Origin of the sequence: Dyadobacter soli (assembly GCF_900101885.1) — a bacterium.
GTDB classification, from domain to species: Bacteria; Bacteroidota; Bacteroidia; order Cytophagales; family Spirosomataceae; genus Dyadobacter; species Dyadobacter soli.
Genome location: NZ_FNAN01000010.1, coordinates 21,658 through 47,382, shown reverse-complemented (window position 1 = coordinate 47,382; position 25,725 = coordinate 21,658). Strand labels below are relative to the sequence as shown.

Genomic DNA, 25,725 nt, shown 5'->3' with positions numbered 1-25,725 from the left:
CAAAACCTATGAAAAAACTCAGCCTGGGCATCGGCCTGCTATTCCTTTCGCTTACGGCCGTCAATGCGCAAAACGACTCGCTGCGGCCGCTGGATATGAACCTGGAAGCGTATACCTATCCTTTTCCAGTCGATTACCTGGAATTCGAATCGCAGGGCGAAAAGCTTCGCATGGCGTACATGGACGTGCGCCCTACGCACGCGAACGGGCGGGCGGTTATGCTCCTGCACGGGAAAAATTTCAACGGCGCCTACTGGGAAGAAACGGCCAGAGCATTAACCGAAAAAGGCTTTCGCGTGATCATCCCCGACCAGATCGGCTTCGGCAAATCGACCAAACCACTGCATTACCAGTACTCGTTTCATGATCTCGCAGCCAATACCAAAAAGATCCTGGATAAGCTGGGCATTACCAAAGTGGCCGTTCTGGGCCATTCGATGGGCGGAATGCTGGCTACCCGTTTCACATTGATGTACCCGCAAATGGTCGAAAAATTCATCCTCGAAAACCCGATCGGCCTGGAAGATTACAAGGTGAAAGTGCCGTTCCAGCCCGTAGACAAATGGTACATGAGCGAGCTGAAAAGCGATTTCAATTCCATTAAAAACTATCAGCTGAACAGCTACTACGACGGCAAATGGAAGGACGCTTATACCAAATGGGCGAACCTTCTCGCCGGCTGGACGCTGGGGAAAGACTATCCCAGAGTGGCCTGGAACAGCGCATTGACGTATGATATGATCTATACACAGCCAGTTTGCTATGAATTCGGGCAGATTAAGGCTCCCACGCTGCTCATCATCGGCCAGCGCGACCGCAGCGCCGTGGGCAAGAACCTGGCGCCTGAGAATGTGCGAAAAACCCTTGGAAATTATCCGGAGCTGGGTAAACAAACGAAGGCGAAGATCACCAACAGTGAATTAGTGGCGCTGGACAATATCGGGCATTTGCCGCACGTCGAGGATTTTAAAAGGTTTATAACGCCGTTATTGCGGTTTTTGGAGAAGTAGTAAATTATGATTTACAATTATTAATTACGTAAATTACAAATATAAATTATTATCAATGCCGTATGGATCGCTGACCGTGCGGCATTTTTCGGTCGCGGCAGTGACAAACGCTGCTCTACATACGCATGCGAAGCTGAGCTATGCCATTGGTTGAGGCATTTCACAAGCCTGAATGAAGCGCAGCGTTGCACAGCCCCAGCGCCGTTGTTACATGCCTGACGGCATTTCCCTTCTCGCCGGAGGTTTCCATTACTACCAAGATTACATCGCTACGCGATTGGGCTCATTCTCGATCAAGTGCCGTTAGGCACGGAACATTGGTAGCAAGGGCAACGAATTTATTACGGATGTCAATGCCGTCAGGCATGTAACAGCAAAGTAAGTGCACGAGATACGCCAGAGACACGACAGCAAAGTAAGCGCAAGAGGCGCCTTCCTGCAAGTATAAACGTCGCCTTTCATACGCAAGCAAAGACAAATTACACGCTTTGTTGCAGTGTTTCAACTCTAAATAAAACGCAACATCGCACAGCCCCTGCGCTGCTGTTGCATGCCTGACGGCATTTCCCTCCTCGCCGGAGGTTTCCATTACTACCAAGATTACATCGCTACGCGATTGGGCTCATTCTCAATCCAGTGCCATTAGGCACGTAACATTGGTAGCAACAGCAACGAAGTCATGAAGGATGTCAATGCCGTCAGGCATGTAACTTCAAGCGAATGTAGGTTTTGATTGAAATTCATTGAGCAACCATACACTTATAACGTTTTCTAGACCATGCGGTCATCCGAGAAACTGGCTAACATAGTTCCTGCTGGTGAGAATGGCGCTTTTCACGTCCGTAATGTTCCCCTCGTAGGCCTTATCTTCTACCTCAATCACAACCGGTCCGCGATAGCGCACATCGGTCAACGCGGCGAAGAAACCGCGCCAGTTTACGTCTCCGAGGCCAGGGAGTTTGGGCGAATGATACTCCAACGGGTTGGCCATAATGCCCACATTACTTAATTTATTTTTGTAAACTTTCGCATCCTTCAGATGGACGTGATGTAAACGCGATTTATAATTATAAATTGGCAGCAATTCATCCATCATTTGCCAGATCATATGCGACGGGTCGTAGTTCAGGCCGAATAGCGGGTCGGGGATGATTTCGAACATGCGGTCCCATACCGCGGGGCTGATCGCGAGATTCTTCCCTCCCGGCCATTCGTCGTCGGTGAAAAACATCGGGCAGTTTTCGATGCCGATTTTCACGTTGTTTTCCGCTGCTACTTTTACAATGGAAGGCCACACATCGGCGAAGCGCGCGAGGTTGTCCTTAATGCTTTTAGAAGGGTCACGGCCAATGAAGGTGGTCACTACGGGGATGTCGAGCTTTGCCGCCCCGCGGATCACCTGTTTGATGTGTTCAAGGTAATATTCCGAACGGTTCGGGTCGGGATCGAGCGGATTGGGATAGTAGCCCAGCGCCGAAATGAAGATGCCCGCTTCGCTGAGCTGGTGTTTGATGGTCGATACCTTATGGTCGGTGAGGTTGTTGACATCGATGTGCGTCACGCCCGCGTACCGGCGGCTGTCGGCATTATCGGCCGGCCAGCACATCATTTCCACACATGAAAAGCCATTATTTCCGGCAAATTGAACGACGTGTTCAAAGCCGAAATCGGCGAGGATTGCACTATTAAAACCTAATTTCAGCATAAGGATCCAGTTTTTTGGCAAACATCCACAAAAAACGACCGGCTTTCAAGGATTACCGGAAAATCCCATCCAAAATTTCAGCGGCTTCATCCATGCAGGGCACCGCCGGTAAATATCGCCCCCTATGAAATCATGCGAATTTTAGTAATATTGATCCGACAAAAACAATGAACCTAAACACTTTATCACCCATGGCAGACTCCGAACCGGGTATCGGTAAGAAGATACTCAGCTTTTTTATCAAAGACGCAGAAGAAACGGCTACCGGCACGGCAACGTCGAAACCGGCGGCAACACCTGCTCCCGAATCTCCCCGGCCTGCACCCACGCCCGCTCCCGCGACGGTCACGAACGCGGCGGGAACCGGCCAGATCGACAAAAAGTTTACGGAGCATTTCGTCACCCTCCTCGAAAAAGCAAACCTGCCTGGCCCCGATTATTTCGAATACAAACAGGCGCTGCAAAGCATGGATGGGTTGGGCCTGGGTGAAGAAAAGCAGTTTCAGGCGGCTTGGGCGAGTTTCAAGGCAATGGGTGGCGCCAAGGACACCACTGTTCTCAAAACTTCCGCCGATCAATATCTGGGAATCCTGAATAAGGACCGCGATGCATTCCTGAAAGACGTCGAAAAGGCGATCAAGGAACGGGTGGGTGCATTGCAGGACGAGCACAAAAAGCTGGAAGACACGAATGCGGCCTATGCGCAGCAAATCATTGATTTACAAAAGAAAATCGACGATAATAAGAACCGCCTGGGGCAGATTTCGGGCGAAGTTTCGGAGCAAACCGCGAAGATCAATTCCAACAAGGACAGCTTCGAGGTCACGTATGTAAGTTTTGTAAACCAGATCCAGTCCGATCTGGCGAAAATCAATCAATATCTTCAATAAAAACCTGACAACTAAATCAAATGGCAACACCAGATTTCACCCAGATCGGCGGCTCGCAGGAGGACAACTCCAAGAAGTCCTATTGGAGCCGACCGGAAGGCATTACTTCCCTCCTTTTCCTGGGAGGTGTCGGGGCCGTGGCCCTCTATTTCTGGAACAAAATCGCGGCTTTCCTGATCGAAGTAACCCAAAATACGCTATATCTCGGCTTCCTGATGGCCGTACTCGCGCTCGTGATCTTCCTGCTGACCAGCAAAGATGTTCGTACCGCAGCATTCTTCCTTTTCAAATCGCTAATGCGCAGCGTTACCGGCCTCATCATCAAGCTCGACCCGATTGCGATCATGAAGATTTACGTCGACGACCTGAAAGAGAAGCGCGAGAAAATGCAAGGGCAGATTAACACGCTGGCGGGCCAACTGGTGAAGCTCAACAAGAATATCAATGAAAACAACGAGCGCATCAAACAGAAATTTGCCGAAGCTAATAAGGCGAGCACGATGCTCGACCGCCCGGGTATGAAGGAAACGGCATCGCTCGCGACCATCGAAGGCGCTGGTTTACAGGAAATGAATGAGAAGCTGCTTCCCTTACAGCGGAATATGAAGACGGTGCTCGAATTTATGGAAAAGGTAAACAAGAGCGCAGATTACATTATTAAAGAGACTGAGATAAAAGTTAAACTCAAAGAAGCTGAATATAGAATTGTAAAAGAGAGCTCCAATGCATTGCGTACCGCGATCAGCATTTTCAAGGGTAATCCTGATAAAAAGTTCTATTTCGACGAATCAATGGAATACATTCAGGACGATATGAGCCAGAAGTTGGGGGAAATGAAACGAGCGATGGATTTGTCACTGGACTTTATCAACGGCGTGGACGTGCAGAATGGTTTGCTATCCGACAAAGGCCAGGCGATGCTGGAAGCTTACAACTCGGGTCAGTTTAGGCTGATCCAGCTGGACTCGCCCGCGCCGACTACCCGATCGATAGATACGCCGAAAGATTCCAGCTACAAAGGGCTTCTCGACTGATAATTCTTCATTTATTCGCTTCATATTTCTCATTTTACACATCATAACTACATGAAAAGACTAACAGTTGCCGGCCGGTTGATCATCACCGCGCTTATTTTGGGGGCCATTTTCGTTGGGTACAAGTACCTCGGCGGGCAGAAAGCCCTGAACCAGATGGCCGAAGATCAGGCACAAAGCCCTCAGACGGAAGCCACGACCGGCGAGGCAGAAAGCACCGCGTCCGACCCGGGCACATCATCCAATAGTGAAGCAACCACTTCGGGCGAGAGCGCATTTACGTACACGTCGCCCGCGCCCGTGGATGGCAAATTGAAAGGCGTCGTAGAGCTTGGCGCGAGCGGTTTCAACTCATTTGTTATAACTGTCGATCAGGAAAAACGCTGGAAACTCGAAAAATCGGAGTTCGGCAATAGCCTTGTGACCGAGAATATGGCCACCGACGAAGACGTGCGCATTGGTTTGAAAAAGTACATTGGCACCATGCTCGACTACGGTGTGGGTAGCAAGGACATTCATTTCGTGGTAAGTTCAGGGGCTGCGAAGGCGGATGTTACCACTAAAATTACCCGCGTTCTGAAGTCGCTCGGCTATGTGGTGAACCAGGTTACCGCCGAACAGGAGGGCCAGCTGGCATTGAAATCGGTATTGCCGGCCGACTATGCGGACAAGGCATTTGTCGTGGACATTGGCTCGGGCAACACCAAGATCTCGTGGATCAACGGCGGCAAAATTTCAGCCCTGGAATCCTACGGTGCCAAATATTTCCAGGACGGAACCGACGATTCGAAAGTGTACCAGGAAGTAAGCGCGAAGGCCAAACAAGTACCTGCCAACCTGCGCAATACTTGCTTTATCATCGGCGGCGTACCTTTCGAAATGGCGAAGGAAGTACGCAAAGGCAAAGAACGCTACACCACACTGAGCGCTCCCCTGGCCTATTCCAAACTAACCAACGCCAAATCCAAAGCCGGAGTTAACATTTATAAAGCCGTAACCGACGCCACAGGCTGCCAGCAATTCGTATTCGATTGGGATGCCAATTTTACGATCGGGTTTTTATTAGGGCTTTGAAATAAGGGAGGAAAGGGAGGATGGAGGAAAGGGACGAAGGGAATTTCTCTCGGCCCTATTCTCCTTCCTCCTTCTTCCATCCACCCTTTTATCCCCTTCATCCCTTTCCTCCTTTCCTTCCCTAAATCATGACGCTCCAACAATTCTTCGCCTCCGTTTCATCTAATCCCTGGCCTGCGGTAGTTTACTTTTTGATATTGCCATTTACGGCGTGGGTGGTAGGCATGATGGCCGACGGAAGCCGGGATGTTAAATTTTGGAGCATTGTTTACGCGGTCCTCGTTTACGCCGTTTGCATTCCGGGCATCTTCGCGGTGACGCTCAACATTTATCTTTTCCTCTTCGAACGCCAGAGTATCTGGAAAGCCGACATCGTTTTACAGTATTTGCCCATCATTTCGATGGCGATCACGCTGATGTTGATCAAAAGCAAGATCCCATTCTCCCTGATACCCGGTTTTGGGAAAATATCAGGATTTCTTACCTTAATCGCCGCGCTCATCGGCGTAATGTGGCTTTTCGATAGAATCCACTTAGTAGCATTTACTTACGTTCCATTTTCGGTCATTTTAATCGGTTTTGTACTCACTTTGCTAGCCATCAGGTTTGCATGGAGCAAATTGTTCTGAACAACGGCACGTATATTCAAATCTCCGTCAGCGACGAGCAGAAGCTTTTTGCCCGTCAACTGGTCGACCATTCGATAAAGCATCACCACATTTCGAACATTTGGGATAAAAATGCCGACCGCCTCGCGCAGACGCGCATGATGCGCTTCACGGGCACGCTCGGGGAAATCGTCTTCGCCGACTGCTACCACCTACCCCGCCCAACCCGCTCCTTCGGCGCTACCGATGGCCAGGACTGGGGCCAGGACTTCCTCATCCGCTCCGACACCGAAGATTTCGCCGTCGACATCAAATCCATGAAACGCCGCTCCGGCATCCTCGCCGGTGACTACGTTTTAAATATCCCTTCATCGCAGCTTCACAAGCCAGGTTCCAAGACCTCGCATTACTTCTGCATTTCCTTCCACCAATCCGAAACCGACGGCACCATTGCCTCTTTACTTGGGTTTATTGATAAAGCGGCATTGGAAAACGGCGACATCGGCATGCTTTTTCACAAAGGCACGAAGCGTACCCGGACAGACGGAACCACCTTTTCCTTTAACGAATCGACTTACGAAGTGCCTTTCTCCGACATCGCGCCACCGGTAGTAACTCATTCGCTCCGCAGGATAAAGGGATTCAGATTGTGTGAATTGAAATGAGTATGTTGCGGTTGTACATTTGTAACACACTCGTCAACCTTATGAAAAATCTGAAAAAGACACCTGCCAAACAATATCCCGAACAACCCGAGAACATTGCACGGTTCGAGGATTTCAGGGCGCCCTACCATGCCACCACGTCGGTAGAAAAAGAAGAATTCCGAAACTCACTGCCGTTTCTACTCATGGGCTGCGCCAAAGGGCCATTCAGTAAGCTGTCGGATGCTCAAATCAAACAAATGATGATCGCCGATAAACATCGCTTATGAGGTTATTTCTGGATACCAACGCATTACTCGACCATGCGCTGGAAAGACAGACTGGCCAACCCCTTGAAATTGCTTACATTCTCTTTAAAGCACGAAAAGATCAAATCCCGGTTTTTATTTCACCGGGTTCATTGTATACTTTTGTGTATATCATGAGCAAAAATGGCATACGTGGGAAAGCGCTTTGCGCAAGGTTGGAGGCCTATCTTTCCTTCTTAAATATCAGTATTTCTGACAAATCGGTCTTTACCAAGGGTATGGCGGCAGGTTTTAAAGATTTGGAAGATGCATTCCAGTATGCAACCGCATTGGGAGAACATTGCGATTACTTGATTACATCCAATGTAGCGGATTTCGAACCATTCGCAGAAAATATCCGGATTCTGACGCCATCCCAGTTCGTAATAAAAACACTACACAAAAAACCAGGTATCGACTTCTAAATGGCTTCACAAACCCGCACGTATGCGCGCAAGAAATTGCTGGGCCAGGTTTATACGCCTTTTCATATCGTCGATAAGATGCTTGGGCACTGCGGTTTTTATGAGGCTGATCTGAGTAGAAAACGCATGCTCGACCCTGCGTGCGGCGATGGGCGCTTTCTGGTTCCTATGGCGGAGTTTATCATCCGTACCACGCCTGTTGATCAGTTGGTTGACAAACTGCAACATCTGCACGGATGGGATATCGATAAAAATGCCCTTGCACGATGCCGTGAAAACCTCGATGCACTCGTGGCGCCACTCGGTATCGAAGTGAACTGGAATTTGAAGAAGTGTGACGCACTAAAGCAATGGCGCTCGAAGGAAAAATTCGACCTGATCGTCGGGAATCCGCCGTACATCCGCATTCAGCATTTGCCGGAAATTCAGCGGAAATACATTCAAAAACATTATTCATTTTGCAGTACCGGATCGACCGATGCATTCATCGCCTTCTTTCAACTGGCATCGAAACTATTGGCGGTCAACGGCATTTGTGCGATGATAACGCCAAATTCCTACCTGGTTTCGGAATCGGGCGGGCCGCTACGCAAATACTTTCTTAAAAATCGCAACCTACGGCACATTACCAATTATCGCACGGTACCGGTCTTTGGCGCGGCTTCGACCTACCCTGCCATCACCATCTTCGGCGGCGAACCGGGCGATCCGTTTTGGTTCGAGCATTGTGTGAATAACCGGTTTGAATATGAAGGCCGCGCTATTCCGCATTCGGAGTTGAAGAAGGATTTGCCCTGGCAGCTGTCCGTCCAGGCACAGAACGAGCCGGACGGGCAACGCCTGGGTGACATTTGTAAAATCTCCGTAGGCCTTACCACATTGGCCGATGGATTGTACCTGTTCAATATTATTAGTGAAAAAAATGGTGTGGTGTATGCTAAAAACAAGAATGGCTTCTTCACACACCTGGAAAAAGACCTGCTGAAACCGATTATCAAAGGCTCCAAACTGAAAGGCGCGGACGACGACGTGACCGAATATATTCTATTTCCCTACCAAAAAGATGCATCTGATAAACAGCGCATTATCCCAGAGGAAACACTTAAAACCGATTTTCCGCAAACATTTTCTTATCTGCTTAAAGTAAAATCCGAATTGGATCGTCGTGATAACGGGAAGCCTAATGCGGTGGCGTGGTACGCGTTCGGGCGGGCGCAGGGGCTCGATAATGCTTTTGGAAAGAAGATCATTTTCTCGCCTATGAACCGCGAGCCCAATTTCATTTTGTACGAAAACCCGGATGTTACTGTGTATTCAGGTTACTTTATTAAATACGATGGTGATTATCAGCAACTTTTGGAACAACTTAACTCCCAGCGCATGGCCAATTTTGTCGCCGTTGCGGGACGGGATTTCCAGGGTGGATACAAGGGTTACAACAAGAAAGTAATCGAGAATTTTATCGTTACGGATCACTTCTGAGCCGAGCAAGCATTACGGTATCCCCGCGTTTTCCAACTTCAATTTACTCAAGATAGTACCCAAATATCAATCCAAAAACCTATAAATAAACGAACGTTCATTTATATTTGCATGATGAAAAACACATTGAACATTGAGAATCAGAGACGCTAACAAGGAGGCGCAGATCCGTGAAAAAGCCATAGAACTGATTGTGAACCACGGCTTCGACGGGCTGAGCATGCACAAACTTGCAAAAGCCGCAGGCGTATCGGTCGCGACGATTTACATTTATTTCAAAGATCGTGAAGACCTGATCCAGCAGGTGTACACCGACGAATCGCGCAAAATGACCGAAGCTACATTGCTGAATTTCGATCCGGACGCACATTTCGATGAAGGTTTGAAGCGGCAGTGGATCAATCGCATGACGTATTGCCTCGAAAATCCGTACAGCATGACGTTCATGGAGCAGGTGAAGCATTCGCCGCTGGTGGAGCGTTCGACGGTAGATACGCGGTTTTTGCAGGCAATGCAGCGGTTTGTACACAATGCGATCGACCGCAGGGAAATTGTCCCATTACCGGTTGAAATTTACTGGTCCATTGCATTTGCACCGCTTTACCAGCTCGTCAAGTTCCATATTGCGGGCAAAAGTATGCCTGGCCGCCCTCCGTTTGTTTTCGATGAAGAGAAAATCAATCTGACACTCGGATTGGTGTTAAAAGCTTTAAAACCTTAGCAAAAAGCTGAAACCGGTCCACATCTTAATTTGTTTGCCATGAACGACCATAGAATGACCGAGGCGTTTGTGCTGGTTTTCAAGACCAACATCAACAATCCCAAACAAGTGAAATCGATCGCCGGTACCCTGGACAACTGCCCGGAAATCCTGAAATGGAACGTCGATCTGGGCGATATCGACAAGGTATTGCGTATCGAGGCCACACATGCGCACTGCGGGCCGGTGATCGAGCTGGTTACCCGCGCAGGTTACGTATGCGAAGAATTAACAGACTAAAAATTTACAAAATCAAACTTTATGTCCGAAACCAAACCCACTTTTACCGGCTATGAAAAGTTCATCATAGCGCTTTTAGCCACTTTGCAGTTTACAGTTGTACTCGATTTCATGGTACTATCGCCGTTAGGCTACATCCTGCTCGACAAACTATCCATTACCACCAGCCAGTTCGGCCTCGTTGTGTCCGCATATGCATTCAGCGCCGGGGCTTCCGGCCTGCTTACCGCCGGTTTTGCCGACAAATTCGACCGCAAAAAACTGCTGCTGTTCTTCTACGTCGGCTTCCTGGTCGGCACGTTTTTCTGCGGGATTGCCCCTACTTACCATTTGCTGCTTGCTGCCCGCGTATTCACCGGCATTTTCGGCGGTGTTATCGGCTCGATCAGCTTTGCCATTATCACCGATCTTTTTGCGATCGATGTTCGCGGTCGGGTAATGGGGTTTGTGCAAATGGCTTTCGCAAGCAGCCAGGTATTGGGCATCCCCATCGGCCTATACCTTGCCAACCAGTTCAACTGGCACGCGCCATTCCTGATGATCGTCGGGCTGGGGCTGATCGTCGGGGTCTTCATCGTAACCCGAATGAAACCAATCGACGCGCATTTGAAAATTCCACGACAAGGTAATGCATTCCAGCACCTCGGTAAAACACTATCGCGGCCCGAGTACCTCCAAGGTTTTGCGGCCACCGCACTGCTCGCTACCGGCGGCTTTATGCTGATGCCGTTTGGTACTGCATTCGGGGTACACAACCTCGGCATTGCCGAAGCATCCCTCCCGACATTGTATATGGTGACCGGCATTTCGATGCTCGTGTTTAGTCCGATGATCGGGAAGCTGAGCGACAAAACCGGGAAGTACAAAGTGTTCCTGATGGGCTCCACCGTGACGTGTATCATGACGCTTATCTATTGCAATCTCAGCGTGACGCCGCTCTGGATTATCATCGGTTTGAATGTCCTGCTTTTTATCGGGATCACCGGCCGGATGATCTCCGCTTCGGCCCTCATGACGGCCGTCCCCGACCCCGCCGACCGCGGCGCCTATATGGGTATCAATTCGTCGATCCAGCAAATCGCCGGTGGGCTTGCGTCGCTACTCGCAGGGTTTATCGTTTCTGAAACGAGCACAGGGTTCATCGAAAACTATCCGTTGCTCGGCGACGTGGTGGTGTTCGCGGTGATCGTAACGGCGCTGCTGATGTACCGCATTCACAAGTATGTGACGGCAAAATTGGCAGCGGTAACGCCTGCGAATGCGCCTAATCCGGCGGTTTAGAGGTTTTTGATCTAGTTGATTTGTCACCCTGAGCGAAGTCGAAGGGCAGTGCGGCGACGTTATCGCATTTGCCCTTCAACTTTGCTCAGGGTGACAGCCGTTTATACACGTCTCAAAATCAATAAATTGTAAATATTTATAAAAAAATTCTTTTAATACTTTTTATTCATTTAAAATGATTGATACATTTACCACGACAAAAACTTTTACGACTTTCTATTTATAAGGATTAGGGTTAAAATTATTTTACGTTTATTTACGTATCGGACGTGAAATAAACTATTAACTTTTTATACTTATAATACTTTTAAATGAAAATCATCAGTATTGTCAACAACAAAGGTGGTGTGGGAAAGACTACATCTGCCCAGAGTATTGCTGCCGGTCTCAGCAAATTTGCCAATGCACGAGTACTGGTAATTGACCTGGATGCGCAGGCTAGTCTTACCAAAAGTTTCGGTATCCATCATGCCGGGCTTAAAAAAGACAGCGGCTCTTTCATCACCGGCGAATACGAATTTGATGAGATCGTCAAGCGAGTTGGAGACATTGATGTACTGCCCGGATCAGCCGAAATGATCCACCGGGAAGACACGATCAAGTCGGCGCCCGTTTTTCCTTTCAACCTGAAAATTGCATTGGAAAAAGTGAAGGACCGTTACGACTTCGTGATCATCGACTGCCCTCCCGCCCTCTACGGAAACACGAGGCTGGCGCTGGTTTCATGCCACCAGTATTACGTACCGTTGCAGGCGGAGTTTTTGAGCTACGAGGGTTTGCGGAACTTCCTGGTGTATTCGGCTGAGATTAAAAAGATCAGCCCGAGCACCAACCTCGGTGGCGTATTCGCTACGCGCTACAACCCGAAGATCCGGAAGAAGATCAGCCACGAACTGATCATGGCGACGCGGGAGCAGTTGGGCGAGGTTTTCATGGAAGCGTACATTCGCGACAACATTGCATTGTCGGAAGCGCAGGCCAACGGAACGACGATTTTCGATTACGCACCACAAAGTAACGGAGCAGAAGATTATTATAAGTTAACAAAAGAAATACTGGAACGAATAAATAACTGACACGTATGGCTAAGGAGAGAAAGTTTGATTTTGCGCCACTACCGCTACCCGAAGTACAGGAAGAGCCCGTCGTAGCAATCACCCCGGCACCCGCCGAAGTCATTGACGGAGCGGCCACCAAAGTTACCTTCGATTGTGATTTTGTGCTGATGGAAAATATGAAGGATTACGGCTACTGGGAAGGTCTGACGCAAAAAGATATCATCATCGAATCCTTAAAGCTGTATTTTCAGGACAAAGAAATCCGCCCCCGCCCCGACAAGATACGCAACCGAACGAAAGTCGGCAGAAAGCCTAAATCGGCATTGGTATAGAAAACGAAAGTCTCCCAAAAGGAGACTTTTTTGTTGTATCGTGTTTTAAGTTATTCAATAATTACCTTTCGCGAAACCTCTCTGTTGCCATTTCTAAATTTGCACAGGTAAATTCCGTCTGGTAAATCTACATTAATGTTAATGCTAGACTGAAATGATCTTGTAAGCACCTTTTTGCCTAATGCATTGTACACCATAATTTCTGATTTGCCTGGCAGCGTTGTCACAACCGTGATATGATCCTTGGCCGGGTTCGGAAAAACTTTAAACCATCCCTGTTCGTGACTCCCAACGGACAAAATGGGTTCGATCTTCACTTCGGTGGTAGCCGTTTTCGAACAACCATTTTCGCCAGTCACTTTTACTTCGTAGGTCCCAGAGCTGTGAATGCTGGCGCCCGGTATAGTGGCTGTTTGTGTATCTGCGGAGAATCTTCTCGGACCGCTCCATTGATAAGCTACGCCGCCAGAAGCGATTAACTCGATCGTCTGCCCTATTACATAAGGGCCGCCATTCCCTGCTGTGGCTGGCGGCAGTGATTTGACGATTACAGGTATTTCATCATGCAAGGCTGGTTTTCCAACAGTTTTGCATTCCGCTTTGTAGACTTCGCTGCTGGATGCTGCCAGTATGAGCGACTTACCTGCATCTCCTGTCGACCAGCTTACCTCGCCTGCGCAGCCATAAGCCGTTAATACGATGGTGTCACCCGCACAAACTGTTCCCCTTGACGCAACCACCTCAAAACGAGGCGGATTATCCGACCGTAAAACCCAGCGAGCCGTCTTTTCGCGAAACTTTCCCGCATTATCCTTCCTGCTCATCGAGGTCGAATCGAAAATCATCGCGACAAGTTCCGAACGGTCAGGAACCCCATCGGGTATCACCAATTGGTCGGGATTGCCACCGATTTTCTTTCCATTGAGGTACCATTCCGTTCGGAGGCTATTAGGATCGGGCTCTAACAGATTTAGTCTGAACGTCCGCTGTTTGTCGGCATTAATTTCAAACGTGGTATCCGGCTCAATGCTTTCGACCGGATTGACGAGTTGCAGGATCTTTTCCACGATAGTTTCGCGGCAGACAACGCAATAGGCTTTGTCCATTTCCTCCATCAGGCATGTACCCGAGGATGGTTTGTACCACTCTGCCGCATTACCCTCAGCACCATGCCTGTAAACCCCGATAGCAGGATTTTCCAGCCAATTCTTCCATTTAACCGTTGTTTCCAAGCTATCCCTCGTGATATTAGGACCTTCTCTCAAATAAAAACCATACGGATACTGCCAGTATTCATCCGCGAGGTCTGCAAATAGATGCCCTATTTCATGCATACCGACACGGTTTGCATTCTCCTGAAGACTGAATATAGCAGCAGCGCCTCCAACACCCGCAGGGCCGGTTGCCCCTCCCATATACTCAGTGTTGGCTATTACAATAACCAGGTTGTATGAAGGAAAATGCCTGGTTAAAACATCCTGATACACATCGTTTTTTGTAACATGAAGCATTCTATGAATGCTTTCACCAAACGCTACTCCATAAAATGTATCTTTTGTCTTAACCGGCTGGTCCGGATAAGCGTCAGAAGCAGTACCGGGATTCGTGATACCACTTTCCTGTGAAGGGGTTTTGATTAAGAAAAAATTGAAATACGCCTGATAGCGGTCGTAGGGCTCGAAGTTGCGAAAGAAATCAGCAAACGTCTTCGCCTCAGCAGCGAACTTTGGCATTTCATCTTCGGTGAAACCATCGCCCAGAATGACCACGTTAATGCGATTGTCAAGCGGGCCGGTTTTGTAGAGCGTATCTACCTGATAGTGTTGCCCAAGCGTGTTCACATACACGCACGACATCCAAATGATGGCGATTAATGTCTTCATTATTATTTATTTATAGTGTGGTAATAAAATTCCCAAAGCTCCCCGGCCGCTTACTGAACTGCCACTTCCCCCGAAATCTCCCTGCTTCCATTTGTAAACCGGTACAAATACATCCCCGCCGCCACATCCAGCTTCATATCGGTTTTCTTCACAAACGATTTCGAACGCATTTCCCGGCCCGCCTGGTCGTACAATGTGATATTGGATCTACCGGCTAGACTGGTTTCCACTGAAATATAATCCCGCGCCGGATTAGGCGAAACGGTAACCATTACAGCAGGATCGTTTGGCGCCGAAAGAATCGGGTCGACGGTAACTTCCGTTTGTGCCGTTTTGGAACAGCCGTTTACATCTGTCACAACAACTTCGTAAAGGCCGCCCTGTTCGAGCTTCGCGCCATTCAAAAATACATGCGCAAATGTGGAGGCGAAAAACATAGGGCCGCGCCACAAATACGTTACGCCGCCTGTTGCGGTGAGTTCGATAGCTTGCCCCACGGTATAAGGTCCGCCATTGGTGGCAGTGGCGTTCGGCAGCGGCATTGCCTTCACGAGCGCCTGCGCTGTCCTGATCGGGGCGCCTTGTGCATTGCAGGTTGCAGAAAAGGTGGTTGTTTGTTCGGGCTTCACGGTGATGGATTTACCTTTTTCGCCTGTCGACCAGCTCGGGGCTACCGGGCAGCCTAATGCGGTCAAAACAACTTCCTCACCAGCGCACACGGAATCCGCGGATGTTACAATTCTGAATTCTGCCGGAACGGACGATTTGAGCGACCACGTTATCTCACGCGTACGGTTTACCCGCGCGTCATTCCTCCGACTGAGCATTGTGTTATCAAAAACGGAGGCTGTCAACGCCGCCGAATCGGGTACCTCGCTGCTTTTTAGCGTGAGCTCCTCCCCGGAAAAAGGGAGCAATTTGCCATTCAGGCGCCACGCTACCTGCAATGTGCTCGGGTCAGGTTTTAATAGTTTCAGGTTAAATGTGTTGTGCTGGTCGATATCGACTCTTCCGGCTGTGCCCGGTTCGAATTTTTCAATTGGATTAACTATTTCTAAAAGCCTTTCCACGGTAGCCTCGCTGCAAACAGCACAAAATTCCTGATTGAGATATTCCATCAGACAGGTTCCATTGGCAGGCTTGTGCCATTTTGCCGCGTCACCATCCGGGCCATGCTTATAAATGCCGATCGGCGGGTTGCTCAGCCAGTTTTTCCATCTGATCGTCGCGGGATCGTTATTGGCGGTCATATTTGCCGCCTCCGTACCATAAATAGAGCCTGCCCAATATTCATCGCTCACACGCCCGAAAGTGTGCCCGATCTCATGCACGCCTATCGTATTTGCATCCTTATGCAATGTGTGAACGGCAATCTGGCCGCCGGAGCCGCCATAGTAATCCGTATTGGCAAGCACTACTATCAAATCGTATTCAGGGAAGTTGCTCGCCATCACGCTGTAAAGCACATCCCATTTACGAACTTCGACCAGCCGGTGTATCTGACTGCCGAACGACACGCCAAAAAATGTATCCTTGTTACCCACCGGTTGATCTTTGTAAGCATCCGGCGCATTTCCGGGGTTGGTAACACCACTTTCTTTGGAAGGAGTGCGAATGGCGAAAAAGTTGAAATAGCTGCGGTAAGCCTGATAGGGATTATAGGCGAGGAAAAAGTCGGCGAACTTTTTGGCTTCCGCCGCGAATGTCGGCATCTGCTCCTGCGTGAAGCCGTCGCCGAGAATGACGACGTTGATCCGGTTATCCAACGGACCATTTTTATAGAGGGTATCGACCTGATAATGCTGCGAAAAGGCAGCATTGGCAATGCAAATGGCAATTAGTGTGGTAAAAATGATTTTCATGGCTATTTGAAATCGAGGGTGTAAATTTTTACAGTTCCGCTTTCAGGACTGACACTAAAAAGCTCCAATTGGTTGAGGCCCGCATGCTGCTGCAAGCGGACGAGTAAGCTACCCTCGCTGGCCGTCGCTTCCACCTGCCGGATATGGCCGCCGGGATCGCTAACCTCAGCGTTTCTCAATAATGGATGTTCAAATACCATTTCGCGCTCGATTGCGCTGGTCTTGTAGCGGGGAACTGCTTTGATTTGATAAGGAGAATGGACGGGACGGGAAATGTCTTTCATTTTCCCGTCACCGACATTAGCGGATGCCAGCTCCACCCGCTCATTTCCGCCCGGCTTACCCGTAATGCGGAAGTTTAAGAAGATAATATGGTCTGCCGACTGCTTATTATAATCAGGTAGTTCACTGACTGCCAGCACCGCACGCCCCGACCTGCATTCGAGCATCAGCAAGCCGGCGAGCACGATGGCGGCCATGGAAAAAAAACGTAGCATGTGTTCCGAAAAAAGCTGTACGGAAGTCAATTTACAGCTTAATTAACGATTTTCACAAGGCTTGCATTACTTCTTCCATCTCCCGAATGGCTATAAGAATATCCTCTTTTTCCGTTCGGTAATTCACGAACGCAGCTCGCATAGCTGGCTCGCCCGATAACAAAGTCGGCGTCATGAAAACTTTTCCGCGACGATTTAATTGATCCAGAAAAACGCACATTCTTTCGGTACCGGTTTTGAGGCGAAAACAGACTACATTTAGCCGCACCGGAGCAAGCAATTCGAAATGCCCGCTGGATTCAATGTAATTCTCAAACTCCCGGGCGCGATCAATACTGTTTTGCACGATCCATTCGAAACCATTCCGGCCATAAGCTGTGAGGCTAAACCAGGCAGGTAGCGCGCGGAACCTGCGGGAATTTTCAGGGAGAAAATTGAGGTAGGAAAAATTTTCCGAAGGATCACCCAGATAAGGCGCATTGGAATTCTGGAAAGTGCTCACCTGCAACCGACTATGCTCCTTCCGCACCAAGGCTACCGCGCTGTCGTAAGGCACATTCATCCATTTATGACAGTCGATGGTAATGCTGTCGGCCTGCTCCCAGCCTTCGAGCAAATGGCGCTGAGACGCCACACAAGCCGCAAAACCGCCGAATGCCGCATCGATATGCAGCCAAAACTTGTGTTTCTTTTTTAATGCTACAATGGCTTTAATGTCGTCAAAATCGACGGTATTTACCGTTCCCGCACTGCAACTGACGATGATCGGACGATCCTGGTTATCAATGAGTTTTTGCTCGAAATCTGCCAGATCCATTGCCTCCCGGCCATCCAGGACTTGAATGCGAAGCACATTGTTACTACCTATCCCCAGCATCGCCAACGATTTAATGACCGACGAATGCGGCGTGGCGGCCATTACCACCAGTTCACCAGACGTACCCTCCCGCGAAATGTCACGCCCCGATTGCTCACCAGCCCACTGCCTTGCTACGGCCAGTCCCGTGAAATTTGACATCGTGGCGCCTGTTACAAAACCGCCCGTGAAATCATCCGGTAAATGCAACAGCTGGCATAGTAACCGGATCGTCTCCTTTTCAACGATTGCGGATACATCTCCCGCACCTTGCAAACTTTGCGTATTCTGATCATAAACCGCTGTAAGCCAGTCGCCCGCAATAGCAGCGGGTGTTGCACCGCCTGTTACAAAACCCCAATAGCGCGGCCCCGGGCTGGCTACCATCAGCTTTTCGTAATGCTGCCGGAAAATCTCCAGGCTCGCCAGTGCGCCGCCGCCTGAATCCGCCAGATCATAGGATTTTGCCAATTGCTCGACAATGTAAGTAGGTCTTTCACGCAGATTTTCAAGAAAATCCAGACTTGTATTTTTAACCTGATCGAGAACCGATTCCAGTTTATTCAATTCATTTTCAAATAATTCAAACATATACTAAGCATTATAATGTGCCTTTACCAAACTGATTTTACCGGATTCGTCGAGCTGCATCAGCTCCGCAGCCATCCGATTGTTGACGCTTTTGTAATACAAAATCACAGAATCCGCGCCGGTAAGTACCTGATGCAGCTCAAAGTGCAAGTCCGCGTAAATGCCGAGGGCTTTTCCGAAGTACTTTTCAAGGTCAGCCTTCCTATTGATCATTCCTTCCGCATTCATTTCCAGCTTAATAATGTACGGTGAATAAAACCGGATGTCTTCTGAATACAATGCCATGATTGCCGGAAGGTCATGGCGGTTCCAGGCACCAATCCATTGTGTTGCAAAGGATTGCGCCGCTTGTTCTGTCAAATGCATGTTGCTTATGGTTGTGCCGGCCGAACCTGCGTAATCCAGCGGCGGTGATAATTCAGATGTCCCAAATGCCAGGAAAGGTGCGCGAGCAGATGTGTGAGAACCAGCCGCACAGGCTGTTCCGGAAACATATCCAGCACTTCCCTGGGATACGCTTCTTCCATTTTCGTTTCGTCCAGCATTTCCAGTGTGCGGATCACGATCTCATGCAACTGGTCGATTTCCCTGAGCATTTGGATTTGTGTAAACGTGCGTTGGCGAAACTCCGCCTCACGGTCGCGTACGTACGCATACCCGCCGAGCGTCCGGCCCACATAGGTACGCAGGTTGCCGATCAGGTGCTGGCAAAGGTTCCCTCCCGGATTGATGGTTCCGGGAATCGGTTCCCACAATGCATCTTCCGAATGGTACTGTTCAACTTCCTTTCGGAGCTTTTGGATGTCGCGGCTGAACAAGGTGACGAATACCTGGCTATTCATGGGAGTTGATGAGTGTTAGTGAATTTTTTCGCTTTTGAACCTGGTAGCCGCGGTTTACGAGGAAAACACCACCCAGCGTCACGGCAAACGCGAGCGTAGTCAGCCAGGTGATTTTCTCATCCAATATAAAAAAGCCTAAAACCAGCGCTACCAGCGGATTAATGTACGCATAAATCGACACCAATCCTGCGGGCAGCCTGGACATGGCAAACAGATACGAACCAAAAGCGAGAATGGAGCCAAAAAAAATCAGGTAGAGCAGCGCCAGCACCGATTGGGTCTGCATCACCGGCAAATTGGTCCAGTCCTCGTTGAATGCGCTCAACACAAAAAGCCCGATCCCACCCGCCGTCATCTGGATCGCCGCATTGAAGAAGGAGTCGGTTCTGCCGGGGAAACTTTTGGTATACAGCCCGCCCAGGCACCACGACACGCACGAAGCCAGCGTTACACAGATCCCCAGAAACGAATTCCGGTCGGCCAGGTATTCGAGATTATCCTTGAAAACGAGCATTACACCCGCCAGTCCCAGCAGCACGCCTGCTCCCACATGCGCATTCAGACGTTCCTCTTTCCGGGCGGCGATGTTGATCAAAATCGTAAAAAGCGGTACAGTTGCATACAGTAATGCCGCCAAACCGCTCGGAATGAACTGGACACACCAGCCTACCAGCCCGGTCCCGAACGTGATCATGCACCAGCCGGGAACCAATTGAAGGCCTATATCAGCCCATTTCCAGGGAAATGACCTGTTTTTAAGAATTAGAAAAAACAGTAACAATACACCGGCCACTACGTTTCTGAAACCCATAAAAAACAGCGCCGGGAAACCCGACACCCCGATGCGTGCCGCCAGGTAGGTAGTACCCCAGAAGAAACACACCATTATTAAAGCTAAATAGGCCGTCAGATTATTTTTCATAGCTGCTTTACATTGAACGCCACAAAATTCCGGCTTTCAAATACTAAAAAACAGATTCACTTTTGTTATTTTTGAGCATAACAGATTAAAATTTTACAGAAAATGGTGGAAGAAGGCATTCGCGAGGATTTTCTCTATTCACAAATTGCCGATCGGCTTGCGGCGCAGATCGAGAAAGGCATTCTGAAAGCAGGCGACAAGCTGATGTCGCTGCGGGCGCTGAGCAAGGAACAGGGCATCAGTCTCAGCACGGCATTTAAGGCATACGTGGAACTGGAAAACAAGGGCATTATCGAAGCACGGCCCAAATCGGGCTATTTCGTGCGCTTTTCACCGATTAATGCTCCGGAACGGCTTCATAATACGCCACCGCGCCTGGTCATAGAAAAGGCGAATGTCGATGACATGATCCGGACAGTCTATAAAACGATCACCAACGAGCGGATCATCCGGCTCTCCGTCGCTGCCCCGTCTCCCGAGCTCATACCGGAAGCAAAACTTAACAAGGCGATGATCGAAGCGCTCCGGAAAAGCCCGCACAGCTGCACGCAGTACGATGATGTGCAGGGTAACCTGGCACTGCGTAAACAAATTGCCAAATACGCATTCAACTGGAAAGGAAATGTGAGCGAGGACGAGGTTATCACCACGCAGGGCTGCATGGAGGCATTGATTTTCTGCCTGAAAGCCGTCACCGAGCCCGGCGATACCGTCGCGATCGAAAACCCGATTTATTTCGGGATTTTCAATATTATGAAAACACTCGGCCTGAAAACGCTCGAAATTCCCTGCCACCCCGACGAAGGTGCCGATCTCGAATACCTTGAAAAAGCGCTCGAAACCATTCCCATCAAAGCGGTGCTGTTCGTGCCCAATTTCTCCAATCCCACAGGCGCGCTTATGCCCGATCATCGCAAGAAAAAGCTGGTTGAAATGCTGGCAGCGAGGCAGATCCCGCTCATCGAGGATGATATTTACGGGGAAATGTATTTCGGCAAAACCAGGCCCGGTACCTGCAAAAGTTATGATAAAAACGGGCTGGTAATGCTCTGCGGGTCCGTTTCGAAGACATTGGCGCCGGGTTACCGCGTGGGCTGGTGCCTTCCCGGGCGGTTCAAGGACAAAGTATTGAGCAACAAGATAACCCACACGGTTTCATCGGCCACGCCTACCCAGGCGGCAGTCGCCAATTTCTTTGAAACCGGTCGTTACGACTTGCATATGAGGCATTTACGCAAGTCGCTGCACACACAATGCCTGCGTTACGTGCAGGCGATCAGCGACTATTTCCCGCCCGACACCCGGCTCGTGAGGCCGCAGGGCGGTTATGTGCTCTGGATCGAGCTGAACAAGGGCATCAACGCATTCGAACTGTTCGAAAGCGCCATTCAGGAGAGTATCAGCATTGCCCCGGGCCAAATTTTCAGTACCGATGCCCGGTTCAGCAACTACATCCGCATCAGCTTCGGCGCGCCCTACAACACGGTGATCGATGCGGGGTTAAGGAAGTTGGGCGAGTTGGTGACGGGACTGGGACAATCATGTGTTGCTAACTGAACATTTTTCTCAGCAAACTCAAAACCTGCTGGGCCGTCGGAGGATCAAGTTGTCCTATTTTTCTAGTCAACCTGGTCTTATCGATGGCCCGCATCTGATCCAACGCGATTTGGCCGTCCTTGCCGTCAACATGGCAGTTAACACAGGTTGGATATCTGCGGGTAGTAGAAGTCAAAGGGGCAATAATGACCGTATTGAGGTGATCATTCATTTCATCCGGAGAAACGATCAGGCAGGGTCGTGTTTTTCTGATTTCACTTCCTAAGGTAGGATCTAGCGACGCGAAATAGATTTCAAATCTTTTTATTACCATGTCCACTCCGAATCATCAAAAGCATTCGGAACATCATTCATCAGATTTTCATCCTCGTCGGCGGCTGCATCGTTATTGGCCAAACGAAACTGCTCAGCCCACCCCTCACGCGGGTTGATATTTGCTGGGAAAATCATGATAGCATTTCCTTTAATCTCGACATTGACATATTCTTCAATATCAACCTGGTCCAGCATGGTTTTGGAAAGCAAAATTCCCTGGGAATTTCCGATCCGTCGAATTTTGGTCAGCATAATACAAAGTTATAATTTGTTATAACGAATCAAAACTTCAACCCGTTCCAATGCGCAAGCGGCTGATCAAGAGCTTAAAAACAATCGCAACAATATTGCAATTACTTGATTTTCAGCACCTGTAACCCTGTTGCATGGCTTTGTAACCTACCTTTGTAATGATCCTGCGGCGCGGTTGCTGCGCATTACCGCAGGCGCATTTGTATTTGATAATTGCATTATGAAACTCGACGCACATACCTCTTCCCACGCGCACGACGACTGCTGCTCGGCAAAATCCGATGAACACGGCAAACATTCGGAGCATAAGCATAACCACGATCACACACATGACCATGATCACGATCATGATCATGACCACGGTGACCATAACCACGGCTCTGGCGGCGACGCCGGCATTCTCAAAAGCCGCTGGATGCTGTGGCTGAGTCTGGCGATTCTGGCCGTGTTTCTCGTTCTGACATTCATTTTCAAAATCGAACTTCCCCGTCCGGTCGAAATCGCGATGATGTTGGTCGCTTATGTGCTGGCGGGAAACAAAACCGTAGCATTGGCATTCCGCAAAGCAAGCCGGGGCGATTTTTTCAATGAATTTACATTGATGACCATCGCTACCTTCGGCGCTTTCTACATCGGGGAATTTTCGGAGGGCGTCGCGGTGATGATCTTTTACGAGATCGGTGAACTGTTTCAGGACATTGCCGTTAGCCGGTCGAAGCGGTCGATCAAAGCGCTGCTCGATATCCGTCCCGATATGGTGACCGTTCTGCGTGACGACCAACCTGTGCAAATCGCGCCGGACGAGGTTCGGATCGGTGAAAAAATATTGGTAAAAGCGGGCGAAAAAGTGGCGCTGGATGGTGAAATGCATTCTGAATCAGGCATCTTCAACACCGCCGCATTGACCGGCGAGCCCAAACCGCAGACCATCGAACAAGGTCAAAATGTGCTTGCGGGTATGATCTCCATCGAAAAGTCGGTCGAGATAGAGGTGAAAGCACTTTTCAAGGACTCCAAACTCTCGCGGATACTGGAAATGGTGCAGGAAGCGAGCGCCCGGAAAGCCCCTACTCAACTGCTGATCAGCCGCCTCGCCCGCGTATACACGCCCGCGGTCTTTCTGCTGGCACTGCTTATCATCGTGGTCCCCGCGCTTTTTGTGGCGGATTACAATTTTGATCAATGGCTCTACCGTGGCATGGTCTTCCTGGTGATCGCCTGCCCCTGCGCACTCACGATCTCCATTCCGCTCGGCTACTTTGGCGGCATCGGGCTTGCTTCCCGCAATGGAATTTTGGTCAAAGGCGCTAATTTTCTGGATGTTATTACAAAAATCGATACGGTTGTTTCGGATAAGACCGGTACGCTTACCAAAGGCGTATTTGAAGTTCAAAAGATTGAAACAAGTATTGCGAAGCCCGATTTTATCCGCATTGCCGCATCCCTGGAAAGCTACTCGACGCATCCGGTCGCCAAAGCGGTGGTGGCATCAGCGGGGGCTTTTGCATTGACCAAACCAACCGACGTGCAGGAAATCGCAGGGCATGGGTTGAAAGGTAATGTGGATGGAAAAGCGGTGCTCGCAGGCAACACGAAATTACTTCATCGACACGGCGTGACCTATCCTGCCGAACTGGCTTCCCTCGTCGAAACGCTCGTCGTAGTCGCGATCGACAACCAATACGCAGGCTATTTCCTGATCGCCGACGAGATCAAGGAAGATGCTGGCAAAGCGGTATCCGAATTGAAAAGTCTGGGTATTTCGACCATCATGCTCTCAGGCGATAAGGAAGCTGTTGTCAAAAAGGTGGCCGGAGAACTTGGTATAAGCCAAAGTTATGGCGGATTGTTACCCGAGGATAAGGTGAGGATCGTGCAGGAGCTCAAAGATCAGGGTAAACACATTGCATTCGTGGGCGACGGCGTGAACGACGCGCCGGTGATCGCCCTCGCGGACGCGGGTATAGCAATGGGCGCACTCGGCTCGGACGCCACCATTGAAACCGCAGACATTGTAATCCAGAATGACCAACCGTCCCGCATTGCCGCGGCGGTAAGGATCGGAAAAGTCACCAAATCTGTCGTTTACCAGAACATTTCACTCGCTATGGGAGTTAAAATAGCAGTGATGGCCCTCGGCGCGGGCGGCGTCGCTACACTCTGGGAAGCCGTTTTCGCCGACGTAGGCGTTGCGCTGCTCGCCATTCTGAATGCCTATCGCATCCAGGGAAAGAAAATTTAGTTAGCCTGCATTCATAAAGTAAAATGGGAAAGCAACTCGACCGGATCACGCCGGAACTGCAATCGTTCATCGACAAACAAAATATCTACTTCGTCGCGACTGCGGCTGAAACCGGCACCGTTAATCTTTCCCCGAAAGGCATGGACTCGTTCCGTATCCTCGGCCCGAACCGAGTGATGTGGCTGAACGTGACCGGCAGTGGCAACGAAACTGCCGCGCATCTGCTTCTGAACGACCGCATTACCATCATGTTTTGCGCATTCGAAGGCAAGCCGCTCATCCTGAGGCTGTACGGGCATGGCAAAGCCTACCATCCGGCCGACCCCGAATGGCACGAATACTCACCGCTTTTTCCCCCGCTCGAAGGCGCGCGACAGTTGATAGACATACAGGTAGACCTGGTCCAGACCTCCTGCGGCATGGCTGTGCCGTTCATGGATTACAACCGCGAACGGGAGGAGCTAAACGCATGGGCGAGAAAACAAGGACCAGACGGCATCCACGACTATTGGGCACGCAAAAACATGGCCAGTATCGATGGTTTCGACACAGGCATCTTTGCCTCCACGCCATAGGGTGAAGGTCAATGAATACGCAGCAGGTTCAGTAGTTCTGTACCTGCTGCGCGATTCAGCACAGGTTTCCTTACACATTCGAGTCCTCGAATGCGCAAATCCAATCAGGCCTTTCCGATAGTACACGTATTCTAAGGGCCAGAAATAGCCTCCGGTGAATCAATGAAACCTACCGAAAAATAATTGGTCAAACGACGGAGACCGGCGTAATGCCTGCCACCTTTTCCAAGGCAACGGTCACACGTTCGATACGGTCGACGTTCCCTCGGCTGCTGTCCGAAACTGCCTGTGCTACTGATGTTAAGAAATCCCCGCCAAGCTTGGTGTTGAAAAACGGGTCGCTATCAGCGAGAATTCCGCGCCAGCCTTTGCCCACGATATTGCGGGCTCTGATAAATCTTGAAAGGAGGCGCTCTTTGATGGATAAGCCGCCAAATTCAGCGACTCGTGCTTGTAACTCGGTCATACGATGTAGGTGTG

Annotated in this window: 28 protein-coding genes; 17 read left to right on the top strand and 11 right to left on the bottom strand. The window is 49.7% G+C overall.

Annotated features, from left to right (window positions below; genetic code table 11):
- Positions 1–8: 8 nt before the first annotated feature.
- Complete coding sequence (locus BLQ88_RS17240) at positions 9–1,010, top strand: alpha/beta fold hydrolase (RefSeq protein WP_090152567.1); 1,002 nt, start codon at positions 9–11, stop codon at positions 1,008–1,010.
- Positions 1,011–1,794: 784 nt separating this feature from the next.
- On the opposite strand, the gene BLQ88_RS17235 is transcribed toward BLQ88_RS17240, so the two are convergent.
- Complete coding sequence (locus BLQ88_RS17235; RefSeq protein ID WP_090152564.1) at positions 1,795–2,715, bottom strand: sugar phosphate isomerase/epimerase family protein; 921 nt, start codon at positions 2,713–2,715, stop codon at positions 1,795–1,797.
- Between the two features lie 191 nt (positions 2,716–2,906).
- Here BLQ88_RS17235 and BLQ88_RS17230 point away from each other — a divergent pair, with 191 nt between their 5' ends.
- From BLQ88_RS17230 to BLQ88_RS17170, 13 genes are all read left to right on the top strand, one after another.
- Complete coding sequence (locus BLQ88_RS17230) at positions 2,907–3,605, top strand: hypothetical protein (RefSeq protein WP_090152561.1); 699 nt, start codon at positions 2,907–2,909, stop codon at positions 3,603–3,605.
- Positions 3,606–3,625: 20 nt separating this feature from the next.
- Complete coding sequence (locus BLQ88_RS17225; RefSeq protein WP_090152558.1) at positions 3,626–4,639, top strand: hypothetical protein; 1,014 nt, start codon at positions 3,626–3,628, stop codon at positions 4,637–4,639.
- 51 nt (positions 4,640–4,690) lie between these two features.
- Positions 4,691–5,713, top strand: coding sequence for an acetate and sugar kinases/Hsc70/actin family protein (locus BLQ88_RS17220; protein WP_090152556.1), 1,023 nt, complete (start codon positions 4,691–4,693; stop codon positions 5,711–5,713).
- 128 nt (positions 5,714–5,841) lie between these two features.
- Positions 5,842–6,342: a hypothetical protein gene (locus BLQ88_RS17215; protein ID WP_090152553.1), complete on the top strand. Its 501-nt coding sequence runs from the start codon at positions 5,842–5,844 to the stop codon at positions 6,340–6,342.
- Positions 6,324–6,986 (top strand): hypothetical protein, encoded by a 663-nt coding sequence (locus BLQ88_RS17210; RefSeq protein WP_090152550.1) that lies wholly within the window; start codon positions 6,324–6,326, stop codon positions 6,984–6,986. The genes BLQ88_RS17215 and BLQ88_RS17210 overlap by 19 nt, the downstream gene beginning before the upstream one ends.
- 41 nt (positions 6,987–7,027) lie before the next feature.
- Positions 7,028–7,255 (top strand): hypothetical protein, encoded by a 228-nt coding sequence (locus tag BLQ88_RS17205; RefSeq protein WP_090152547.1) that lies wholly within the window; start codon positions 7,028–7,030, stop codon positions 7,253–7,255.
- Entirely contained in the window at positions 7,252–7,698 is a 447-nt protein-coding gene (locus tag BLQ88_RS17200) for a type II toxin-antitoxin system VapC family toxin (RefSeq protein ID WP_090152544.1), read from the top strand. The genes BLQ88_RS17205 and BLQ88_RS17200 overlap by 4 nt, the downstream gene beginning before the upstream one ends.
- Positions 7,699–9,180, top strand: a complete 1,482-nt coding sequence (locus BLQ88_RS17195) for an HsdM family class I SAM-dependent methyltransferase (protein WP_090152541.1) — start codon at positions 7,699–7,701, stop codon at positions 9,178–9,180. It abuts the gene before it with no gap.
- 133 nt (positions 9,181–9,313) lie between these two features.
- Positions 9,314–9,901: a TetR/AcrR family transcriptional regulator gene (locus BLQ88_RS17190; protein WP_090152539.1), complete on the top strand. Its 588-nt coding sequence runs from the start codon at positions 9,314–9,316 to the stop codon at positions 9,899–9,901.
- 39 nt (positions 9,902–9,940) lie between these two features.
- Positions 9,941–10,180, top strand: coding sequence for a hypothetical protein (locus BLQ88_RS17185; protein ID WP_143016864.1), 240 nt, complete (start codon positions 9,941–9,943; stop codon positions 10,178–10,180).
- Positions 10,181–10,201: 21 nt separating this feature from the next.
- Positions 10,202–11,461: an MFS transporter gene (locus BLQ88_RS17180; RefSeq protein ID WP_090152533.1), complete on the top strand. Its 1,260-nt coding sequence runs from the start codon at positions 10,202–10,204 to the stop codon at positions 11,459–11,461.
- A 311-nt stretch (positions 11,462–11,772) separates the two neighbouring features.
- Complete coding sequence (locus BLQ88_RS17175) at positions 11,773–12,537, top strand: ParA family protein (protein WP_090152530.1); 765 nt, start codon at positions 11,773–11,775, stop codon at positions 12,535–12,537.
- 5 nt (positions 12,538–12,542) lie between these two features.
- Entirely contained in the window at positions 12,543–12,851 is a 309-nt protein-coding gene (locus BLQ88_RS17170; protein ID WP_090152529.1) for a hypothetical protein, read from the top strand.
- Between the two features lie 50 nt (positions 12,852–12,901).
- Here the strand turns inward: BLQ88_RS17170 and BLQ88_RS17165 are convergent, their stop codons facing one another.
- The 7 genes from BLQ88_RS17165 to BLQ88_RS17135 are packed head-to-tail and all read right to left on the bottom strand — an operon-like array spanning position 12,902 to position 20,304.
- Positions 12,902–14,734, bottom strand: a complete 1,833-nt coding sequence (locus tag BLQ88_RS17165; protein WP_090152526.1) for a T9SS type A sorting domain-containing protein — start codon at positions 14,732–14,734, stop codon at positions 12,902–12,904.
- A 50-nt stretch (positions 14,735–14,784) separates the two neighbouring features.
- The gene (locus tag BLQ88_RS17160) at positions 14,785–16,596 is read right to left on the bottom strand and encodes a M64 family metallopeptidase (RefSeq protein WP_090152523.1); all 1,812 of its coding nucleotides are present in this window, start codon (positions 16,594–16,596) and stop codon (positions 14,785–14,787) included.
- Positions 16,597–16,598: 2 nt separating this feature from the next.
- Complete coding sequence (locus BLQ88_RS17155; RefSeq protein ID WP_090152521.1) at positions 16,599–17,093, bottom strand: hypothetical protein; 495 nt, start codon at positions 17,091–17,093, stop codon at positions 16,599–16,601.
- Positions 17,094–17,145: 52 nt separating this feature from the next.
- Positions 17,146–18,540, bottom strand: a complete 1,395-nt coding sequence (locus tag BLQ88_RS17150; protein WP_090152518.1) for a pyridoxal phosphate-dependent decarboxylase family protein — start codon at positions 18,538–18,540, stop codon at positions 17,146–17,148.
- Between the two features lie 3 nt (positions 18,541–18,543).
- Complete coding sequence (locus BLQ88_RS17145; RefSeq protein ID WP_090152515.1) at positions 18,544–18,906, bottom strand: nuclear transport factor 2 family protein; 363 nt, start codon at positions 18,904–18,906, stop codon at positions 18,544–18,546.
- 5 nt (positions 18,907–18,911) lie between these two features.
- Positions 18,912–19,382: a mycothiol transferase gene (locus tag BLQ88_RS17140; protein WP_090152513.1), complete on the bottom strand. Its 471-nt coding sequence runs from the start codon at positions 19,380–19,382 to the stop codon at positions 18,912–18,914.
- On the bottom strand, positions 19,375–20,304 hold the full coding sequence (locus BLQ88_RS17135; protein ID WP_090152510.1) for a DMT family transporter: 930 nt from the start codon (positions 20,302–20,304) through the stop codon (positions 19,375–19,377). The genes BLQ88_RS17140 and BLQ88_RS17135 overlap by 8 nt, the downstream gene beginning before the upstream one ends.
- Before the next feature lie 102 nt (positions 20,305–20,406).
- Between BLQ88_RS17135 and BLQ88_RS17130 the strand changes: the two genes are divergently transcribed.
- On the top strand, positions 20,407–21,861 hold the full coding sequence (locus BLQ88_RS17130) for an aminotransferase-like domain-containing protein (protein ID WP_090152507.1): 1,455 nt from the start codon (positions 20,407–20,409) through the stop codon (positions 21,859–21,861).
- Here BLQ88_RS17130 and BLQ88_RS17125 read toward each other — a convergent pair.
- Together BLQ88_RS17125 and BLQ88_RS17120 are read right to left on the bottom strand one after the other, a co-directional pair.
- On the bottom strand, positions 21,854–22,174 hold the full coding sequence (locus BLQ88_RS17125) for a type II toxin-antitoxin system PemK/MazF family toxin (RefSeq protein ID WP_176885013.1): 321 nt from the start codon (positions 22,172–22,174) through the stop codon (positions 21,854–21,856). The two genes, BLQ88_RS17130 and BLQ88_RS17125, sit on opposite strands and share 8 nt — an antisense overlap.
- On the bottom strand, positions 22,168–22,428 hold the full coding sequence (locus BLQ88_RS17120; protein ID WP_090152501.1) for an AbrB/MazE/SpoVT family DNA-binding domain-containing protein: 261 nt from the start codon (positions 22,426–22,428) through the stop codon (positions 22,168–22,170). Before BLQ88_RS17120 ends, BLQ88_RS17125 begins: the two co-directional genes overlap by 7 nt.
- A 220-nt stretch (positions 22,429–22,648) precedes the next feature.
- Here BLQ88_RS17120 and BLQ88_RS17115 point away from each other — a divergent pair, with 220 nt between their 5' ends.
- Both BLQ88_RS17115 and BLQ88_RS17110 read left to right on the top strand, forming a co-directional pair.
- On the top strand, positions 22,649–24,670 hold the full coding sequence (locus tag BLQ88_RS17115) for a heavy metal translocating P-type ATPase (RefSeq protein WP_090153149.1): 2,022 nt from the start codon (positions 22,649–22,651) through the stop codon (positions 24,668–24,670).
- Positions 24,671–24,693: 23 nt separating this feature from the next.
- Complete coding sequence (locus BLQ88_RS17110; RefSeq protein WP_090152499.1) at positions 24,694–25,245, top strand: pyridoxamine 5'-phosphate oxidase family protein; 552 nt, start codon at positions 24,694–24,696, stop codon at positions 25,243–25,245.
- A 187-nt stretch (positions 25,246–25,432) separates the two neighbouring features.
- Here the strand turns inward: BLQ88_RS17110 and BLQ88_RS17105 are convergent, their stop codons facing one another.
- A complete protein-coding gene (locus BLQ88_RS17105; protein ID WP_090152497.1) occupies positions 25,433–25,711 on the bottom strand; it encodes a hypothetical protein in 279 nt (92 codons plus the stop codon).
- Between the last annotated feature and the right edge of the window lie 14 nt (positions 25,712–25,725).

Coding starts and splice junctions, on each gene's coding strand:
- BLQ88_RS17130 (WP_090152507.1), top strand. CDS start 20,407: ATGGTGGAAGAAGGCATTCGCGAGGATTTTCTCTATTCACAAATTGCC.
- BLQ88_RS17230 (WP_090152561.1), top strand. CDS start 2,907: ATGGCAGACTCCGAACCGGGTATCGGTAAGAAGATACTCAGCTTTTTT.
- BLQ88_RS17180 (WP_090152533.1), top strand. CDS start 10,202: ATGTCCGAAACCAAACCCACTTTTACCGGCTATGAAAAGTTCATCATA.
- BLQ88_RS17120 (WP_090152501.1), bottom strand. CDS start 22,428: ATGCTGACCAAAATTCGACGGATCGGAAATTCCCAGGGAATTTTGCTT.
- BLQ88_RS17210 (WP_090152550.1), top strand. CDS start 6,324: ATGGAGCAAATTGTTCTGAACAACGGCACGTATATTCAAATCTCCGTC.
- BLQ88_RS17195 (WP_090152541.1), top strand. CDS start 7,699: ATGGCTTCACAAACCCGCACGTATGCGCGCAAGAAATTGCTGGGCCAG.
- BLQ88_RS17185 (WP_143016864.1), top strand. CDS start 9,941: ATGAACGACCATAGAATGACCGAGGCGTTTGTGCTGGTTTTCAAGACC.
- BLQ88_RS17205 (WP_090152547.1), top strand. CDS start 7,028: ATGAAAAATCTGAAAAAGACACCTGCCAAACAATATCCCGAACAACCC.
- BLQ88_RS17200 (WP_090152544.1), top strand. CDS start 7,252: ATGAGGTTATTTCTGGATACCAACGCATTACTCGACCATGCGCTGGAA.
- BLQ88_RS17220 (WP_090152556.1), top strand. CDS start 4,691: ATGAAAAGACTAACAGTTGCCGGCCGGTTGATCATCACCGCGCTTATT.
- BLQ88_RS17240 (WP_090152567.1), top strand. CDS start 9: ATGAAAAAACTCAGCCTGGGCATCGGCCTGCTATTCCTTTCGCTTACG.
- BLQ88_RS17150 (WP_090152518.1), bottom strand. CDS start 18,540: ATGTTTGAATTATTTGAAAATGAATTGAATAAACTGGAATCGGTTCTC.
- BLQ88_RS17225 (WP_090152558.1), top strand. CDS start 3,626: ATGGCAACACCAGATTTCACCCAGATCGGCGGCTCGCAGGAGGACAAC.
- BLQ88_RS17105 (WP_090152497.1), bottom strand. CDS start 25,711: ATGACCGAGTTACAAGCACGAGTCGCTGAATTTGGCGGCTTATCCATC.
- BLQ88_RS17170 (WP_090152529.1), top strand. CDS start 12,543: ATGGCTAAGGAGAGAAAGTTTGATTTTGCGCCACTACCGCTACCCGAA.
- BLQ88_RS17125 (WP_176885013.1), bottom strand. CDS start 22,174: ATGGTAATAAAAAGATTTGAAATCTATTTCGCGTCGCTAGATCCTACC.
- BLQ88_RS17155 (WP_090152521.1), bottom strand. CDS start 17,093: ATGCTACGTTTTTTTTCCATGGCCGCCATCGTGCTCGCCGGCTTGCTG.
- BLQ88_RS17140 (WP_090152513.1), bottom strand. CDS start 19,382: ATGAATAGCCAGGTATTCGTCACCTTGTTCAGCCGCGACATCCAAAAG.
- BLQ88_RS17145 (WP_090152515.1), bottom strand. CDS start 18,906: ATGCATTTGACAGAACAAGCGGCGCAATCCTTTGCAACACAATGGATT.
- BLQ88_RS17115 (WP_090153149.1), top strand. CDS start 22,649: ATGAAACTCGACGCACATACCTCTTCCCACGCGCACGACGACTGCTGC.
- BLQ88_RS17175 (WP_090152530.1), top strand. CDS start 11,773: ATGAAAATCATCAGTATTGTCAACAACAAAGGTGGTGTGGGAAAGACT.
- BLQ88_RS17110 (WP_090152499.1), top strand. CDS start 24,694: ATGGGAAAGCAACTCGACCGGATCACGCCGGAACTGCAATCGTTCATC.
- BLQ88_RS17135 (WP_090152510.1), bottom strand. CDS start 20,304: ATGAAAAATAATCTGACGGCCTATTTAGCTTTAATAATGGTGTGTTTC.
- BLQ88_RS17235 (WP_090152564.1), bottom strand. CDS start 2,715: ATGCTGAAATTAGGTTTTAATAGTGCAATCCTCGCCGATTTCGGCTTT.
- BLQ88_RS17215 (WP_090152553.1), top strand. CDS start 5,842: ATGACGCTCCAACAATTCTTCGCCTCCGTTTCATCTAATCCCTGGCCT.
- BLQ88_RS17165 (WP_090152526.1), bottom strand. CDS start 14,734: ATGAAGACATTAATCGCCATCATTTGGATGTCGTGCGTGTATGTGAAC.
- BLQ88_RS17160 (WP_090152523.1), bottom strand. CDS start 16,596: ATGAAAATCATTTTTACCACACTAATTGCCATTTGCATTGCCAATGCT.